At 68.8% G+C, this 15887-nt stretch carries 12 protein-coding genes; 8 read left to right on the forward strand and 4 right to left on the reverse strand.

Annotated elements, in window-relative coordinates:
* The first annotated feature begins 13 nt into the window (after positions 1-13).
* A complete protein-coding gene (locus tag JOF29_RS22455; protein WP_209696455.1) occupies positions 14-628 on the forward strand; it encodes a TetR/AcrR family transcriptional regulator in 615 nt (204 codons plus the stop codon).
* A gap of 54 nt (positions 629-682) precedes the next feature.
* On the opposite strand, the gene JOF29_RS22460 is transcribed toward JOF29_RS22455, so the two are convergent.
* Both JOF29_RS22460 and JOF29_RS22465 read right to left on the reverse strand, forming a co-directional pair.
* Positions 683-1243, reverse strand: a complete 561-nt coding sequence (locus JOF29_RS22460) for a cysteine dioxygenase (protein WP_209696456.1) — start codon at positions 1241-1243, stop codon at positions 683-685.
* On the reverse strand, positions 1240-2142 hold the full coding sequence (locus JOF29_RS22465; protein WP_209696457.1) for an amidohydrolase family protein: 903 nt from the start codon (positions 2140-2142) through the stop codon (positions 1240-1242). The genes JOF29_RS22460 and JOF29_RS22465 overlap by 4 nt, the downstream gene beginning before the upstream one ends.
* A gap of 128 nt (positions 2143-2270) precedes the next feature.
* On the opposite strand from JOF29_RS22465, the gene JOF29_RS22470 reads away from it, so the two are divergent.
* On the forward strand, positions 2271-3278 hold the full coding sequence (locus JOF29_RS22470; RefSeq protein ID WP_209696458.1) for a LacI family DNA-binding transcriptional regulator: 1008 nt from the start codon (positions 2271-2273) through the stop codon (positions 3276-3278).
* 105 nt (positions 3279-3383) lie between these two features.
* On the forward strand, positions 3384-4295 hold the full coding sequence (locus JOF29_RS22475) for a hypothetical protein (protein WP_209696459.1): 912 nt from the start codon (positions 3384-3386) through the stop codon (positions 4293-4295).
* A gap of 790 nt (positions 4296-5085) precedes the next feature.
* Here JOF29_RS22475 and JOF29_RS22480 read toward each other — a convergent pair.
* Together JOF29_RS22480 and JOF29_RS22485 are read right to left on the reverse strand one after the other, a co-directional pair.
* Positions 5086-7935, reverse strand: coding sequence for a M36 family metallopeptidase (locus JOF29_RS22480; RefSeq protein ID WP_245359375.1), 2850 nt, complete (start codon positions 7933-7935; stop codon positions 5086-5088).
* 286 nt (positions 7936-8221) lie between these two features.
* The gene (locus tag JOF29_RS22485) at positions 8222-9436 is read right to left on the reverse strand and encodes a S53 family peptidase (protein WP_209696461.1); all 1215 of its coding nucleotides are present in this window, start codon (positions 9434-9436) and stop codon (positions 8222-8224) included.
* 324 nt (positions 9437-9760) lie between these two features.
* Between JOF29_RS22485 and JOF29_RS22490 the strand changes: the two genes are divergently transcribed.
* From JOF29_RS22490 to JOF29_RS22510, 5 genes are all read left to right on the forward strand, one after another.
* Positions 9761-11056, forward strand: a complete 1296-nt coding sequence (locus tag JOF29_RS22490; protein WP_209696462.1) for an ABC transporter substrate-binding protein — start codon at positions 9761-9763, stop codon at positions 11054-11056.
* 197 nt (positions 11057-11253) lie between these two features.
* On the forward strand, positions 11254-11919 hold the full coding sequence (locus JOF29_RS22495; protein WP_307863607.1) for a carbohydrate ABC transporter permease: 666 nt from the start codon (positions 11254-11256) through the stop codon (positions 11917-11919).
* The gene (locus tag JOF29_RS22500; protein WP_209696463.1) at positions 11916-12728 is read left to right on the forward strand and encodes a carbohydrate ABC transporter permease; all 813 of its coding nucleotides are present in this window, start codon (positions 11916-11918) and stop codon (positions 12726-12728) included. Before JOF29_RS22495 ends, JOF29_RS22500 begins: the two co-directional genes overlap by 4 nt.
* Positions 12725-13384 (forward strand): hypothetical protein, encoded by a 660-nt coding sequence (locus JOF29_RS22505; protein WP_209696464.1) that lies wholly within the window; start codon positions 12725-12727, stop codon positions 13382-13384. The genes JOF29_RS22500 and JOF29_RS22505 overlap by 4 nt, the downstream gene beginning before the upstream one ends.
* The gene (locus tag JOF29_RS22510) at positions 13368-15866 is read left to right on the forward strand and encodes a GH116 family glycosyl-hydrolase (RefSeq protein WP_209696465.1); all 2499 of its coding nucleotides are present in this window, start codon (positions 13368-13370) and stop codon (positions 15864-15866) included. Before JOF29_RS22505 ends, JOF29_RS22510 begins: the two co-directional genes overlap by 17 nt.
* Positions 15867-15887: the final 21 nt, after the last annotated feature.

The raw sequence follows: 15887 nt of genomic DNA on the forward strand, positions 1-15887 counted from the left end.
TTATCCTGAGCCGATGAGCGAACCGGCGGAAGCACCGCGGCGACGGCGGGCGCGGGGCGACGTACGGGCCGGGCTGGTCGCGGCCGGGCTCGAGCTGGCGCGGGCCGGCGGTCCGGAGGCCGTGGTACTGCGGGAGGCGACCCGGAGCGTCGGCGTCGTACCCAACGCGGCGTACCGGCATTTCGCCGACCGCGACGAGTTGCTCGCCGAGGTCTGTACGGCGGCGATGAACGAGCTGGCCGAGCGGATGGCCGCGGGGATCGCGCGGGTCCGCGGCAAGCGCGGGAACCCGGACGCGGCGGGGCGGCGGCTGGCCGCGATCGGGGCGGCGTACCTGGAGTTCGCGCACCAGGAGCCGGGGCTGTTCGCGACCGCGTTCGCAGTACCGCAGCAGCATGCCTACGCGGGGGCGGACCGCACCCCGCTGAGACTGCTCCGGGACGCGCTCGACGAACTGGTGGAGGCCGGGGTCCTCGATCCGCACCGCCGCGAGGGCATCGAGTACCCGATCTGGTCGATCGTCCACGGCACGGCTGTGCTGACGACCCAGGGCCCGCTCCGGGACAACTCCGAGGTCCGCAAGATCGAAGCGCTGACCGCGGCCTTCATCGGCAACGGCCTGACGTGACCGCAGGCCCGTTCGGTGGACGGGCCCGCGGTTGGTTGTCGGTCGAGGTGGTGATCAGTCGATCGGGCGGAGTTCGTCGGCGTACGAGACGGAGACGCGGCGGAGTACGCCGTCCTTCACCGAGTACTGGCCCATCCGCCACAGCGGCGGGCTGTAGGCGTGGACGGTGACGCTGCCCTTGTCGAGGCCGGTCAGGCGGTGGATGTGGTCGGGGCCGAAGCCGTACACGTCACCCGCCTCCACCTCGGTCTCGACGGCGGCCGTCCCGATCGCCAGGTTGTGCTCGACGAGCTTGCCCCGGGCAACGGCTACCGCGCCGGAGGAGACGTCGTGGTCGTGCCAGCCGGTGTCGTTCACGGGCGTCCAGCAGATCAGCCAGACGTCGACGTTGGCGTCCCGGTGCAGCGACGCGAAGACCCGCTCCTCGTCGCTGTACGCGACCTGATCCTCCCAGAGGTGCGGCTGCGCGGCGATCGACGCGGCGAGCTCGGACAGCTCCGCCGGCGTCAGGTCGCGGCCCGGAAGGTCGTCCAGCGACAGACAGTTGTTGAGCTCCACGAGCCGGTTGGCCTGGCGCGCCGGGACGTTGGGTACGTCGATTGGCTGAGCAGTCACTGCACTCCCCTCTCAGGAGTAGGTGTACCGGTGCCGAAGAGCAGCCGGTGTGGGTTGTTGTGGCGGATCACCGCGGTTGCGGCGGCGCCTTGGCGGAGGTCGGTGATGTCGGCGTACGGCCGGTCCGTGCCGTGCACGACCTGGTCGATACCGAGCACCCGCGCGACCGCGTCGATCCCCTGCGGGCCGTAGCTCGAGGTGTCGACGTACAGGTTGGGGTCGATGGTGCCGAGCCGGCCGCCGCGCGCGGTCAGCCGTTCGTGATGCACCGGGGCGAGACCGGCGGCGGCGACGAAGCAGAGCCGGAGGCCGGGGAAAGTACGCCGTCCCCCGAACGCGTGCCACGCCCACCACGCGGCCTGCAGCTGCGTCGTGTAGTCGACGACCGGCGCCCACCACCCCTGCGCCGCGGTCGATCGAGCCACACCGGGATGAACGAGGACCGGCTTCCCCAGCTCTTCAGCTGCTCGCAGCAGGTCGGCTTGCACCTCCCACGCGGATGGCGCGCCGAGCACGTGAGCCGGTAGCTGGAGACCAAGAAAGCCCTTGTCCAGAAGGCCTTTCAGCTCTTCCGCATCGGGATCGACCAGGTTGACGGAGGCCCAGGCGCGGAACGGCGCCGGGAACGCGGCCGCCCCGTCGTGCCAGGCGGCGAGCAGCTCCAGGTCGCCGAGCTCCTCGACACCGAGCGGGCTCGACAGCGACACGGCCGCCAGCGTCGTACCGGCGTCCTGCTCGACGGCGACCCGCTTGCCGAGCTCGTGCGCCGCCGGATCCACGTCGTACGGCGCCTCGGTCGCGGTGTGCAGGGTCCAACCGTCCAGGTACGGCGGCTCGCGACGGGCCCGCAGCCGGTCCACGAAAGCCTCCGGCCAGAGGTGCTGGTGAACGTCGATCATCACCGTCTCCTCCCACCGATTTGATCAGATTGAAGCGCTTCAGGATGAATAGAGTGAAGCGCTTCAAAGGCGCCCCTGTCAAGTTTCTGTCCAGCGTGGATCGGGGTCCATGCTCTAAGGTCGTGGACATGTCCGGAACGAGCCGGAGGCCAACCCTCAAGGACATCGCCGCCGAGACCGGGCTCTCGATGGCCGCGGTGTCGTACGCGCTGCGCGGTCTGCACGGCACGCCCGAGACCCGGCAGCGGGTCCAGGAGGCCGCCGAACGGCTCGGCTACCAGGCCGATCCGGTCGCCCGCGCGCTCGCCTCGGGCCGCAGCGGCTCGATCGGCGTGCTCTGTGCCTCGCTCGAGGACCTCTGGCAGCAACGCGTCGCCGCCGCCCTCGGTCGGGAGCTGCTCGCCCCGGACCGGAACGCCTGGATCATCGACTCGGCCGGCGACGCCGACCGGCAGCTCGAGCTCGCCCAGCACCTGGTCGACCACCGCGCCGACGCGATCGTCGTGGTGCCGATCGACCCGGCCGCGAAGGCCTGGGCGGAGATCGCCCGCCAGGTGCCGGTGATCGCGATCGGCGACGCGCTGCCCGGCGCGAAGGCGAAGTCCGAGGTGATCCTCGACAACGAGACCGGCGTCAGTACGGCGCTGCGCCGGCTCGCGGACGCCGGCCACCGCGACATCGCCGTACTGAGCCCGACCCGGCGCCTCGAGGTGGAGCGCCCCGCCGAGGAGATCGCGCAGCGGGTGGCTCACGACCTCGGCCTGAGGATCCGGCTGCTGCAGTGCCCGCACGACCTGCCCGGCGCGACCGAGGTCGCCCGCACGCTGCTCACCGGCGCCGACCGGCCGACCGGCATCCTCGCGCTCGCGGACTCGATGGCCTTCGGGGTGTACGCCGCCGGCCGGGAGCTCGGGCTGCGCATCCCGGACGACCTGTCGCTGCTCGGGTACGACGACCAGCCGATGTCGCAACTGCTGACACCGCCGCTGTCGACGTTCCACTGGCCACTCGACGACCTGGTCAGCCACGTCGTCGCGCGCGTCACCTCCGCCGTCGACACGAACCGCCGCGTCCGCCGCACCACGCTGACGCCGACCCTGATCGAACGCGGCTCGGTCGCCGGCCCGCCTCGGTAGGCGAGCCGGGCGTCGTTGCGCGTCAGGCTCCACGCCCTCGAAACTAGACTAGGTCACTACACTTACATCCCATTGTCCAGGATCCGGACGGCAGCCAGGACCTCGATGGCGGCCAGGACCTCGGTGGCGGCCAGGACCTCGGAGGCGGCCAGGTCCTCGGTGGCGGCCAGACGCGGCGTACGAGATCGGCGTACGAGATCGGCGTACGAGATCGGCGTACGAGATCGGCGTACGAGATCGGCGTACGAGATCGGCGTACGAGATCGGCGTACGAGATCGGCGTACGAGATCGGCGTACGAGATCGGCGTACGAGATCGGCGTACGAGATCGGCGTACGAGATCGGCGTACGAGATCGGCGTACGAGATCGGCGTACGAGATCGGCGTACGAGATCGGCGTACGAGATCGGCGTACGAGATCGGCGTACGAGATCGGCGTACGAGATCGGCGTACGAGATCGGCGTACGAGATCGGCGTACGAGATCGGCGTACGAGATCGGCGTACGAGATCGGCGTACGAGATCGGCGTACGAGATCGGCGTACGAGATCGGCGTACGAGATCGGCGTACGAGATCGGCGTACGAGATCGGCGTACGAGATCGGCGTACGAGATCGGCGTACGAGATCGGCGTACGAGATCGGCGTACGAGATCGGCGTACGAGATCGGCGTACGAGATCGGCGTACGAGATCGGCGTACGAGATCGTACTTCGTGAGCAGTCGTTGTAACCGGTCAGGGGTTCAGCCCCGACGGCAGGCGGACGATCGGCTCGGCACCCCTGCGGGCGGGCAGCGCGAACGCCGACTCCGCCGCGACCTGCAGGCGCGCGAACCGGCGGCCGAGGCCGGTCGACGCCCGGCTGAAGGGCGACCCGACCTCGCCGAGCAGTACCCCGAGTACGCCGCCCGCAACGACCGCGGCAAGTCCGGCTACAACGAGCCGACCCAGTCGATGCGGGTCCCGATCAAGGCCGGCATCCGCCTGCACTCCGCCCTCGCCGACTGGTCGGCCTAGGCGGACTCGGCGGACTAGGCGGACTCGGCAGGCTCGGCAGACTGGGCGGACTGGGCCCAACGCGTCCCACCCGCCAAGCCGTCCCCGACCACCTGACCGGCCTGCTTGCCCACTGAGCTGGAGCGTTGCCCCCTCATATTTTCAGTGGGCAACCCTCCACCTCGACAGGCAACCCCAGGCGCCTACCCTCCGCGCCGCGGGACGGGGAGGATTTCTGCCCAAATCGGCACACGATCTTCCCCAGGTCCCCCGCTCGAACACCGAGGCGCGCACGGCCGGTCGAACCCGACCAGGCGGGGCTCGACGAGCAGCCGAGGGAGCTGTGGGCCGGGTGGCCGTACGCCGCTAGCGCATCCGGTGAGCGCGCGGTAGTCGGGGCGCGCACGGGCCGGCACGAGCCGGATGGACACGAGCCGGGCGGCGCGCGGGACGCGGCGCGGGGCAGGTCGGCGCGGGGCAGGTCGGCGCGGGGCAGGTCGGCGCAGGTGTGGTGGGCGCGGGCGCGGGCGAGTGTGGGGTCGGTGCGGGTCGGCGTGGCGCCGGGGCGGGTCGGGGCCGCGAGCACGGGTCGGCGCGGCGCGGTGGCGGGGCGGAGGGGGCCGGGGCCGAGGGACCGCGCGGAGGGACCCGCGCGGAGGGACCCGCGCGGAGAGACCGCGCGGAGGACCGGGCGGAGGACCGGGCGGAGGACCGGGCGGAGGGGCCGGGGGGCGGGTGGGTGGCGGGGGCGGGGTGGAATGCCGGAAGGCCGGTCGAGTGGGTGCTCGGCCGGCCTTCGCGGGGGGAGGTGTTACTTGGTGCCGAAGACCTGGAGTTCGGTCATGTCGGTGAACTTGCAGCCGCCGAACGCGCCGTTCGGGCAGTTGTTCTGGAAGTCCGGGACCTGCGGGCTGAGCATCCAGAACCGGACGTACTGGACGCCGGTCGCGTTGCCGGTCGGGGCGACCAGGTTGTACTTGCCCCGGTTGGTGGCGTCGAAGGTGCCCTGTGCCGCGGTGGCCCAGGTGGTGCCGTCGACCGAGGTCTCGATCTTGTACTGACCGGTGGACGAGCTGCCCGGGTCGCCACAGGTGTTCGACGGGTCGACGTTGAAGTTGCTGATGTTGACCTTCGCCGGCAGCTTGACGTCGACGTGCTTGGCGATCATCTGGTTGGTCGCCGTGCCCTTGTCGTCACCCGTCGTGCTGCCCCAGCCAGTGCCCTGAGCGTTGTCGATGGCGGACGCCGGCCCACACTGCGGGCTGAAGTCCGGCCCGTTGAACCCGGCGACCGTGCCGCCGCCGGACGAGGCCGCCCAGTTACGCCGCGGGACGAAGTTCGACTTCGCGCCCGGCGTGACCTTCACCGGCTGAACGATCAGCTCGTACCCGGGGGCCGAGACGACGACCTTCGGGTAGGTGCCGGGGGCAACGCCCGCGACGGCGTAGTTGCCCTGGGCATCGGTCGTACCGGCGTAGTCGCCGGCGTAACCGGAGGAGTGACCGCCGACGTAGACCAGCGCGCCGGCGATCGGGGCGCCGGTGTCCTTGTCGGTCACCTTGCCGCTGAGCGTGGTGGTGGCGCCTGTCGGCGGCTTGTGGAAGTCCTGCGCCGGGTAGGCGTCGCCGCCGTCGACGACACCGGCGTACCAGCCCATGCCGCGGTTGGCGAACACGGTCCAGATGGTGTCGGCGTTCTTGCCGCCGCTGGCGACCAGGTCGGCCTGGACGATCGCGTTCCGCATGTCGAGCATCGTCGGGTCGGCCGGCGACAGCTCCATCGCGCGGGTGATGATGCTCATCGCGTACGGACGGCCGAAGCGCTCGCGCAGGTCCCAGAGGGTCTGCGCCCAGACCTCACCGGAGGCGTGCACCTCGGGCGCGCCGCCGATGGTCGGGAAGTCGGCGTACGTGTAACCGCCCTTCGAGCCATCCGCCTTGATGCAGTTCGGGCTGACCGCGTGTACCCGGCAGTCGATGGCCTCGGTCCGGAACAGGTCGCCGTGCGCGACGTACCGGCCCTCGAGTACCTCGCCCGGCTTCGTGGTGTCCTTCTCCAGGCCGTGCGAGACCAGGTAGTCCATCGCGTAGAAGTCGCTCCACGCCTCACCCATCGAGCCGGCCTGGATGCTGTTCAGCGTCGAGTTGCCGGTGGCGTCGACGACCAGGCGGTTCGACAGACCGTGGGTGTACTCGTGGTACAGGATGCTGGCGTCGTTCGCACCGCTGGACGGTACCCACGGGTCCTGGGCGTCGGTCGCACCCGGGGCGTGCCACAGGTACATCTGCATGGTCGGCGGAGTGCCGTCCGGCGGGGTCGACATGTTCGCGTTGTCGAGGTGGTTCGCGTCGGGGCCGCCGTTGGCTCCGGTCGCCGCGCCGTCCAGGGCGTTCAGCAGCACCGGGTCGCCGCCCGCGGCGTCGAACGAGCCGGCCGCCGGGGTGAAGCTGATCGGCGGCTTCGCCAGCCAGTCGTGGTAGTTGCTGGCCAGGTAGAACGCGTTGGTGACGTCCTGGTTCATGTTCGTCTTCCAGGAGTCCGGCTTCGCCGGGTCCCAGGTGCAGATGAACGCGGCCGAGCAGAACGACGACGCCTTCGGGAAGCTGGTCAGCTTGTACTCGGCGCCGGTCTTGGTGCCGGGCACCTTGACGATACCTTCCGGATGCGGCTGGTTGTCGTCGTAGATGTCCGCCCAGGCCGACACCGAGGTGCCCTCGAGCAGGGTCTTGGCGGTCTTCGGGAGCCACTTGTTGTAGATCAGGTTCTCGACCCGCTGGGTGCCGCCCTTGGCCGCACCCGGGTAGTAGTCCTGGACCAGCGCGTCGCCGTTGGCCTCGCTGACCAGGTCCTTGCGGTACAGCAGTCCGCCGGTCTGGGCGTCGATGACGTGGCTGTAGATCTTGGTGCCGCCGGCGTTGACGTAGGTCAGCCAGCCCTTGCGCAGCCCGTCGGCGGTGTGGAACCACACCTGCTTCGCGGTGTCGCCGTTGCTGAACTTCGTGCTGTCACCGGCGGTGCTCGCGGTCGCGGACTTCGCCGTACCGCCGACGTCCTCGATGGCGGCGCTGCGGGCCGCCGTGGCGGACAGGTTCGGTGCGGCCGCGGCGGACCGGGACTGGGCCGCGGCGGTCAGGCCGGAGACCGGCGAGCCCATCAGCGAGATCAGCTCGCCGTGCTTGGTGACGTTGGCCTTCAGGCCGTTGCCGAACACCTCGACGCCGTCGACCACCTGCGACCAGAAGATGTGGTGGGTGCCGAGGTCGTCGACGTAGTCCTTGCGCAGCTTCAGCGTGCCGAGGTCGGCGTCGGAGAGCTTGAAGACCTCCGGGTGCGCCTTCACGTAGCCGAGCGCGACGTCGGCGGCCTTCTTGCCGCTCTTGCCGGTCAGGAAGCCGTTCAGCTTGGAGACCTGCGCCGGGGTCCCGGTGTTCGGGTCGACCTCGACGACGCCCTGGGCACCGAGCGACTCACGGAACTTCTTCGACGCCGCGGTCTCCTTGCCACCGACCTTGGCGGCCCGGGCGTAGGTGGTCTTGGCGTTCGGCGTCCGGGCGTCGTAGTTGCCCTTCCGCTCCTTGCCGGCGTTCTGCTTCTCGGCCTGGGCCGGCTTCTTGCCTTCGGCACCGGAATTCTGCACGGCGTTCGCACCGCCGGCCGTCATGGCCAGCAAAGTGGCGGCCGCTGAGACGGCGGAGACTGCGAGGAGCCCCCGCCCTCTGCGTGATGTGGTCACAGCAAATCTCCATGGAGTTCGTGTTAGCGGGTCGCCCTCCACGACCCGTCCCGGGGGCTGACCTTAAGCCTGCGGGGGCGTCCGGGGAAGAGAAATCACCGGATTGCCGCGGAGTCGAGGGTTGTCCTTCGTGCTTGGAACAGTACTGGGAGCGACCGGTCGATTGCACGTAGCAATCGCCCGGTCGCTCCCAGTGTTCAAATCCTGCGTCGGATCAGAAAGCGCCGGCGCCGTTCGGGGTACCGAGGCCGGTCGGGCCGTCCCAGCCGGTGCGCGCGTTGCACCACTGGGTCGTCGGGCACGAGCCGTTGCTGCCGCTGGTCACGTCGAACAGCGAGCTCGCGTGGCCGTACGGCAACGCGTTCGCGTAGCCGGTGGTGTTGCCGGACAACGCGTAGACCGCGGCGATGATCGGCGCCGACTCACTCGTCCCGCCGAACTGCGCCCAGGTGGACGCGGTCTTGCTGGTCGGGTAGTAGATCGCCATCCCGCCCTTGCCCGGGTCGGCCGCGGCGGACACGTCGGCCATCGCCCGCTTCGAGCAGCCGGTGCCGAACGACGACGCCGCACTCAGCGCCGTGTTGTACGACGAGCAACCGGAACCGGCGCCGCTCCACACGGACTCGCTCCAGCCCCGACTGTTGCTCGCGGCAACCAGCGACGTACCGCCGACGGCCGTGGTGTACGACGAGGACGCCGGGTAGCTGCCGCCCTGGTAACCGTTGTCACCGGTCGATGCGGTGACCGCGATTCCCGGGTGGTTGTAGTACTTGCCGTACGTCGTGTCGTCCGCGTCGCCGCCGCCGTAACTGTTGGAGATGGCAACGACTCCGGCCTGCTTGGCCGCCGTCTGCACCGCGGTGCCGAGGTCGGCGAAGCTTGCCGAATTGGCCTGGACGACGATGATCTTGGCGTCCGGCGCAGCGGCCGAGACCGCGTCCACGTCGAGCGCCTGCTCACCGGCCCAGCCGACGTTGAAGGTCGGCAGCGACGTACCGCCGGTCTGGTTGACGACCTTCAGGCAGCCGTTGGCCGTCGTACAGGCGGACAGGCCGAACTGCGAGCGGTAGACGCCGAGGTCACGCTCCAGGTTCGGGTAGCCGTACGCGTCGACGATCGCGACCGTACGTCCGTTCGCCTTCAGGCCCTTGAGCTTGTAGGCGTCCTGCAGACCGGTCGGCGTCAGGCCGGTCGACGGCGGAGCCGCGGACTTCGGGGCGAAGCCGTTGGCGTCGACGAGTTTGATCGCGTCGCAGACCGCCGTATGGGCGGACCTGGCCGCCGAGCAGACCTTCGCGTCGTGCTTGCCGGCGGTATAGGGAGTGGGGGCGGCGCCGACCGCGCCCGACGCGCTCGACATCGCTGCGGTCACACCGACGACGGCAAGCGCACCGGCACTCAGGGCGGAGACGAGAATCCGTTGCCTCAACTGGACTCCTCGAGGTTGGGCAGGCCTCCGCACACCATCCCGATCGGCCAGTGGGCGGAGGCCGGCTTGATTTGGGGGGTCTTCGCATCGTCCGTCCGGGGCGGCGCCGGAAGCCAGCGGTTGGACCACTGACAAATGTCATGGGCCGATCCGTGACAGCCGACCCGGAGGGGCCGGATTTTCCCCGTGACCACGCGGTCACCGTGCGCTGCGGAGGCGGTGAAGGATTCCCCCTGAGTTTCCTGGCGCCCGAGTCTTGACACCGTTTCGGCGGTCGGGACTATGCTGCCGAGAAATCGATTTCCCATCCAGAGAGGTCCACTGATGGATCACCGGTTTCTGAGCCGCCGACGGTTTCTCCAGGCCACCGGAGGTACCGCGGTCGCCGCCGCGCTGGCCGGTTGCGGCGGTGGCGGGAGCGGCGGCGGGGCCTCGTCAAAGGAGCTGTCGTTCGTCTACATGGGTACGGCGGAGCAGCAGGCGACCTGGAACAAGCTGTTCGCGAAGTTCACCGCGCAGCACCCGGAGATCAAGCTCAAGGCCGAGGGCATCCCGCTGTCGAACTGGGGTGACTTCTTCAACAAGCTGTCCACCCGGATCGCCGGCGGCCAGGTGCCGGACGTGATCCAGATCGCCACCGAGGGCCAGCGGCTGTTCGCGTCCAAGGGCCTGCTCGCACCGCTCGACGACTACATCAAGAAGGACCAGTCGACGATCGACGAGTACTACGCGGACCTGAACCCGAACCTGATCGAGTGGGACAAGAAGTACGCCTCCACCGACGGCAAGACGTACTACCTGCCGGGCGAGTTCAACACGATGTGCATGTGGTACTCGAAGGACCTGTTCGCGAAGGCCGGCGTACCGGAGCCGACGGCGAAGTGGACCTGGGACGACTTCCGGCACGCGTGCGAGCAGATCAAGGCGAAGACCGGCGCGTTCGGGTACGCCGCCGACTCGGCGTACTTCGCCGCGATCATGCCGTGGCTGCTCACCAACGGCACCAGCAGCTTCACCGACGACTGGTCGAAGCCGACGTACGACGATCCCAAGGCGATCGAGGCGGCCGAGTTCAACCGGAAGCTGGTCGCGGACAAGCTGTCGCCGCCGCCCGGCGGCACGTTCGACGCGTTCACGGCCGCGGCGCAGGGCAAGCTGGCGATGTTCGGCGGCGGGCGCTGGCCGATCATCAGCATCCGGAACCTGAAGGCCACCCAGAAGATGGGCATCGTGCCGTGGCCGACGAAGGTGCAGCAAGGCTCGCCGGTCGGCTGGAACGGGTACCCGATCCTGAAGGCGTCGAAGAAGAAGGACGACGCCTGGACGTTCATCAAGTTCCTGATCTCGAAGGAAGGCTCGTCGACGTTCGCGCAGCTCGGCGGCACCATCGTCCCGGCCCGGAAGTCGATCGCGAACAGCCAGTCCTTCCTCGAGGACGCGCCGAAGGGCACCGAGTACCTGTACCAGGCGCTCAGCTACGCGACCCCGATCCCGTCGCCGGACAAGGGCGCCGCGATCCAGAAGGCGATCGAGGACGGCTGGAAGCAGGTACTGACCGGCAACGCCGCACCCGCCGACGCGCTCGGCAAGGCGCAGACGACGTTGGAGGGGTTGGTCTGAAACCGCAGCGCAGGGACTGGCTCCCCGGCTACCTGTTCATCAGCCCGGCTGTTCTGCTCTTCGTCGTCTTCGTCGCGCTGCCGCTGGTCGCCGCCTTCGGCCTCAGTCTGTTCCACTGGGACCTGCTGAGTACGCCGGAATTCGCCGGGCTGGACAACTTCAAGCAGCTCGTCACCGACGGCGCGACGATCCGGGCGGTGCTGAACACGTTCGTGTTCGCGCTGTCCTCGGTCGTCACGCACATCGGGCTCGGGATGCTGCTCGCGCTCGGCGTCCACCGGACGATGACCCGCGGCACGAAGTACTTCGTTCGGACGGCGTACTTCTTCCCGTTCCTGGTGTCCTGGGCGGCGGTCGCGCTGATCTGGAAGTACGTGCTGGATCCGACGTTCGGGATCGCGGCGTACTACCTGTCGACGACGACCAACTGGCTGGCGTCGCCGACCTGGGCGTTGCCGACGCTCATCGTGGTCGACTGGTGGCACACGATCGGGTACACGTTCATCATCCTGCTGGCCGGGCTGCAGACCGTGCCCGCACAGCTGCACGAGGCCGCGCGGGTGGACGGTGCGAACGCGTGGTGGCGGTTCTGGAGCGTGACGCTGCCGGTGATGTCGCCGACGATCTTCTTCGCCACCGTGATCACGTTCATCGGGGCCTTCCAGATCTTCGACCCGATGGTGATCATGACCCAGGGCGGCCCGGACGGCGCGACGCGGAGCATCGTGCAGTACACGTACGAGAAGGGCTTCCAGTCGTTCGAGGTCGGGTACGCCGCGGCGCTGTCGCTCGTACTGTTCGTGGTGATCATGGTCGTCACCGGTCTGCAGTTCCGGCTGAGCCGACGGTGGGTGCATCAATGAGGGGCAAGCTGCTCGACCTGGTGCTGGTGCTCGGCGGGCTGGTGATGATCGCGCCGCTGGTGTGGCTGGTCGTGAACGCGCTGTCGGAGCCGATCAACGCGTTCCAGCTGCCGCCGCAGTGGATTCCGAACCCGCCGACGTTGCAGAACTTCCATCAGGTGCCAGGGTTGATCCCGTTCGCCCGGATGGCGTGGAACAGTCTGCAGATCGCGGTGCTCACGACGGCGGGGGCGTTGTTCACGAGCGCGATGGCGGCGTACGCGTTCAACCGGCTGCGGTTTCCGGGGCGGGATCAGATCTTCTCGGTGCTGCTGGCGGCGTTGGTGGTGCCGGTGCAGCTGACCGTCGTACCGATCTTCATCATGATGCGCTGGTTACATCTGGTGGACACGACCGTGGCGATCTGGTTGCCGGCGCTGGTGAACGTGTTCGGGATCTTCTTCCTGCGGCAGTACATCTCCTCGATCCCGCGCGAGCTGGACGAGGCCGCGATCATGGACGGCGCGGGGCATTTCTGGATCCTGTTCCGGGTGATCCTGCCGCTGGCCCGGCCTGGGTTGACCGCGCTCGGGATCTTCGTGTTCGAGGCGTCGTGGAACAACTTCTTCTGGCCGTACATCTTCCTGTCGACTCCGGAGAAGATGACGCTGCCGGTGGGTTTGGTGTCGCTTCAGGGCGCGGTCGGCGGCGGGCCGGCCGTCGTACTGTTCGCCGCTATCACGCTGGTGGTGCTGCCGATCCTGATCCTGTTCCTGATCTTCCAGCGCTCGTTCATCGCGTCGATCGCCACCACGGGGCTGCGCGCATGACCGGGCACCTGCCTGCGGCGTTCAGAGCCCTCTGGCACGAACTCCCCCTCCTGGCCGCCACCGGCGTACTGATCTGCACCGCCGCCGGCCTCGTCGTTCTGGTCAGTCCTGGGGTCTCACCGCTCAGCGTTCTCCTTGGTGCACTCGTCATCTCGCCGGTCTGGGGAGCAGTTATCGCGACGACGGACGCGGTTGTGCGAGCGGAACCCACTGGGGTCCCGGTGCTGCTCAGGAACGTTCGGAGGCATGCTGTTGCCGGGCTGGCGGTCGGGGTGGTGCCGGGGGTTGTGGTTGCTGTGGGGTTGTTGAACTGGCAGCTGTTCGCCGGCTCGGGCAGCTGGCCGCTCCCCTCCAGCGCGGTCTTCGCGGTCCCGCTCGCTGTTAGCGGGTGTGCGAGTGTGCTGCTACTGCTCGCTTCCTGCTACGCCTTCAGTCTTCGGGTGACTGCTGGGTTGCGTGGGAAGCAGCTGTGGTTCACCGCGCTCCACCTGGTGGCCCGTGCCCCGCTGGTTCCTCTCGGCGTACTGGCGCTTGCCTTTGTCGCGCTGCTGCTCGGCACCTCTGTTACCGCTTCACTGTTGCTACTCGCCCCAGGGCCTGTTGCGTTGTTCGCCTCTGCTGGTACATGGACGGAGAAACATGCACTACACCGGTGACACCCTTCGACACTTCGCACTGCCGCTGGGAGGTCTCGGCACCGGCACCGTCGCATTGGCCGGCAACGGTGCGCTCCGCCAGTGGCAACTACACAACGTCGGCAACCACGAGGGCCACGTACCGAACAGCTTCTTCGCCCTCCGCCTGTCCCGCGTGGAGCCGCCGCTGGACGAAGTACGCCTGCTCCAAGGACCGCCTGCTACACCGTCCAACACGCCCCTGGTGACGGACGACGTGGTGCCTGCCGGAGAACAGCAGCTGAACGAGGTCATCCGCCCGATCGGCCCTACCAGGGTGACCGCTACGTATCCCCAGGCACACGTGGACTACGACACGGACCTACCGATCGAGCTGGCCCTCGACGTGTTCAACCCGTTGGTGCCGGGTGACGCCGACGCGAGCTCTCAACCGGTGGTCGGCTTCACCTTCACCCTTCACAACCCCGGCCCCATCGCGCTCCACGGCAAGCTGGCTGCCGCCCTCCAGAACACCGTCGGCTGGGACGGCATCACCCCTGTCCAAGGCACTTCTTGCAGCCTGTACGGCGGCAACACCAACAGCACCCGCCAGCTGCGCATGAGCGGGGGCCGCGCGCATGGCCCGGGTGGGTGGAGTTCGGTGGTGTTCGACAACGGCAGCCTGCCCATGGACCATCCCGGTGCTGGGCAGATGGTGCTTGCCGCCGACAGCGAGGCCTTCGCTCACCCGCAGTGGACGAGGCCGGAGGAGTTCGTTGCCTTCCTCAACGGCCCGACCACCCCGGCGGGCGGCGCCAGCGCGCCAGGCAGCACCTGGAACGGCGGGCTGGCCGTCCCGTTCCACCTGGAGCCCGGAGAGACCAAGCAGTTCCGGTTCCTCATCGCCTGGCACTTCCCGAACCGATATGTCGACTTCAACCAGTTCGGCCCGCACCCGGAGTACGGCCACAGCCGCTTCTGGCTCGGCAACGCCTACACCCGCCGTACCCCGGACGCCGTCGCCGCGGCCGAGCACTTCATCCACCACTGGGACGAGCTGCAGAACCTGACCACCAGCTGGACCGAGGCGTTCGAGAACAGCACCCTCCCCGGCGAAGCAGGCGCACGACTCGCAGCCCTGGCGGCCGACGTACGCAGCCCCACCGTCTTCCGAACCGCCCAAGGCGACGTACTCGGCTTCGAAGGCGTCCTCGGCGCCTCCACCGTCATGTGGGGCGGCCGGTACGGCGGGTCGTGCCCGCTCAACTGCACCCACGTCTGGAACTACGAGCAGACCCTCTCCCGCCTCTTCCCGTCGCTCGAGCAGAACATGCGTGACACCGAGTACGACGTCATGCAGGCCCCCGAGGGCTACCTCCCGCACCGCGTCCGCGCCCCGCTCTACATGAAGCAACTCTGGGACGTGGTCATCGGCGGCCCCGAGGAACCCGCACTCGACGGCATGCTCGGCAACGTCCTCAAGACCTACAGAGAGGTACGCCAAGGCGCCGGCCTCGACTGGCTCCGCCACCGCTGGCCGAACGTCGTACGCCTCCTCGACCACGTCCACACCAAGTGGCTGAGAGACGGCGTGCTCCGCGGCATCCAGCCCAGCACCCACGACATCGACCTGTGCGGCGTCAACTCGTTCATGGGCACCCTCTGGCTGGCCGCGCTCCGTGCCGCCGAGGAGATGGCGCTACTACTGGACGAGGACCCCAAGCAGTACCGCACGCTCTTCGAGACCGGCAGTACGGCGTACGACGAACTCCTGTTCACAGGCGAGTACTACCGCCAGATCCTGGACCCGGACGAGACCCGTGACTTCCAATGGGGCGACGGCTGCCTGGCTGACCAGCTGATCGGCCAGTGGTGGGCACACCAGCTGGACCTCGGCTACCTGCTCCCGGAGGACCACGTACGTACGGCGTTGCGCAACGTGGTCCGGCACAACCTCCGCACCGACTTCCACGACTTCGAGCACCCGTACCGCGTCTTCGCCGACGGCGACGACACCGGCCTGCTCATGTGCACCTGGCCGCACGGCGGACGCCCCGACGTACCCACCCGGTACTGCGACGAGGTGTGGACCGGCTCGGAGTACCAGCTCGCCGCGCACTGCCTGTACGAGGGCCTGACGGACGAGGGCATGGCCGTCCTGCAAGGGATGTGGACCAGGTACGACGGCACCCGCCGCAACCCGTTCAACCCGATCGAGTGCGGCGACCACTACATCCGCAACGCCGCCGGCTGGTCCGTACTGGAAGCCCTGACCGGCTACCGCTACAACGCCGTCACGAAGACGATCACCTGCGCCCCGCTGGACCTGGCCCGCTCGAACGACAGCTGGCGCTTCCCTTTCACCACCGACACCGGCTGGGGAATCGCCGCCTACACGCCGGGCACTCTCACCCTCACGTGCGAAGCCGGCCACCTGGACCTCAAGTCCGTCACCGTCGACGGCAACGCACACGAGATCGTCGTCCCGGTACTCCCCGGAAATCCGCTCACACTGGAGATCTGAGAGAGTGCCGGCCGTCCGGCA

The organism is Kribbella aluminosa (genome assembly GCF_017876295.1).
GTDB classification, from domain to species: domain Bacteria; phylum Actinomycetota; class Actinomycetes; order Propionibacteriales; family Kribbellaceae; genus Kribbella; species Kribbella aluminosa.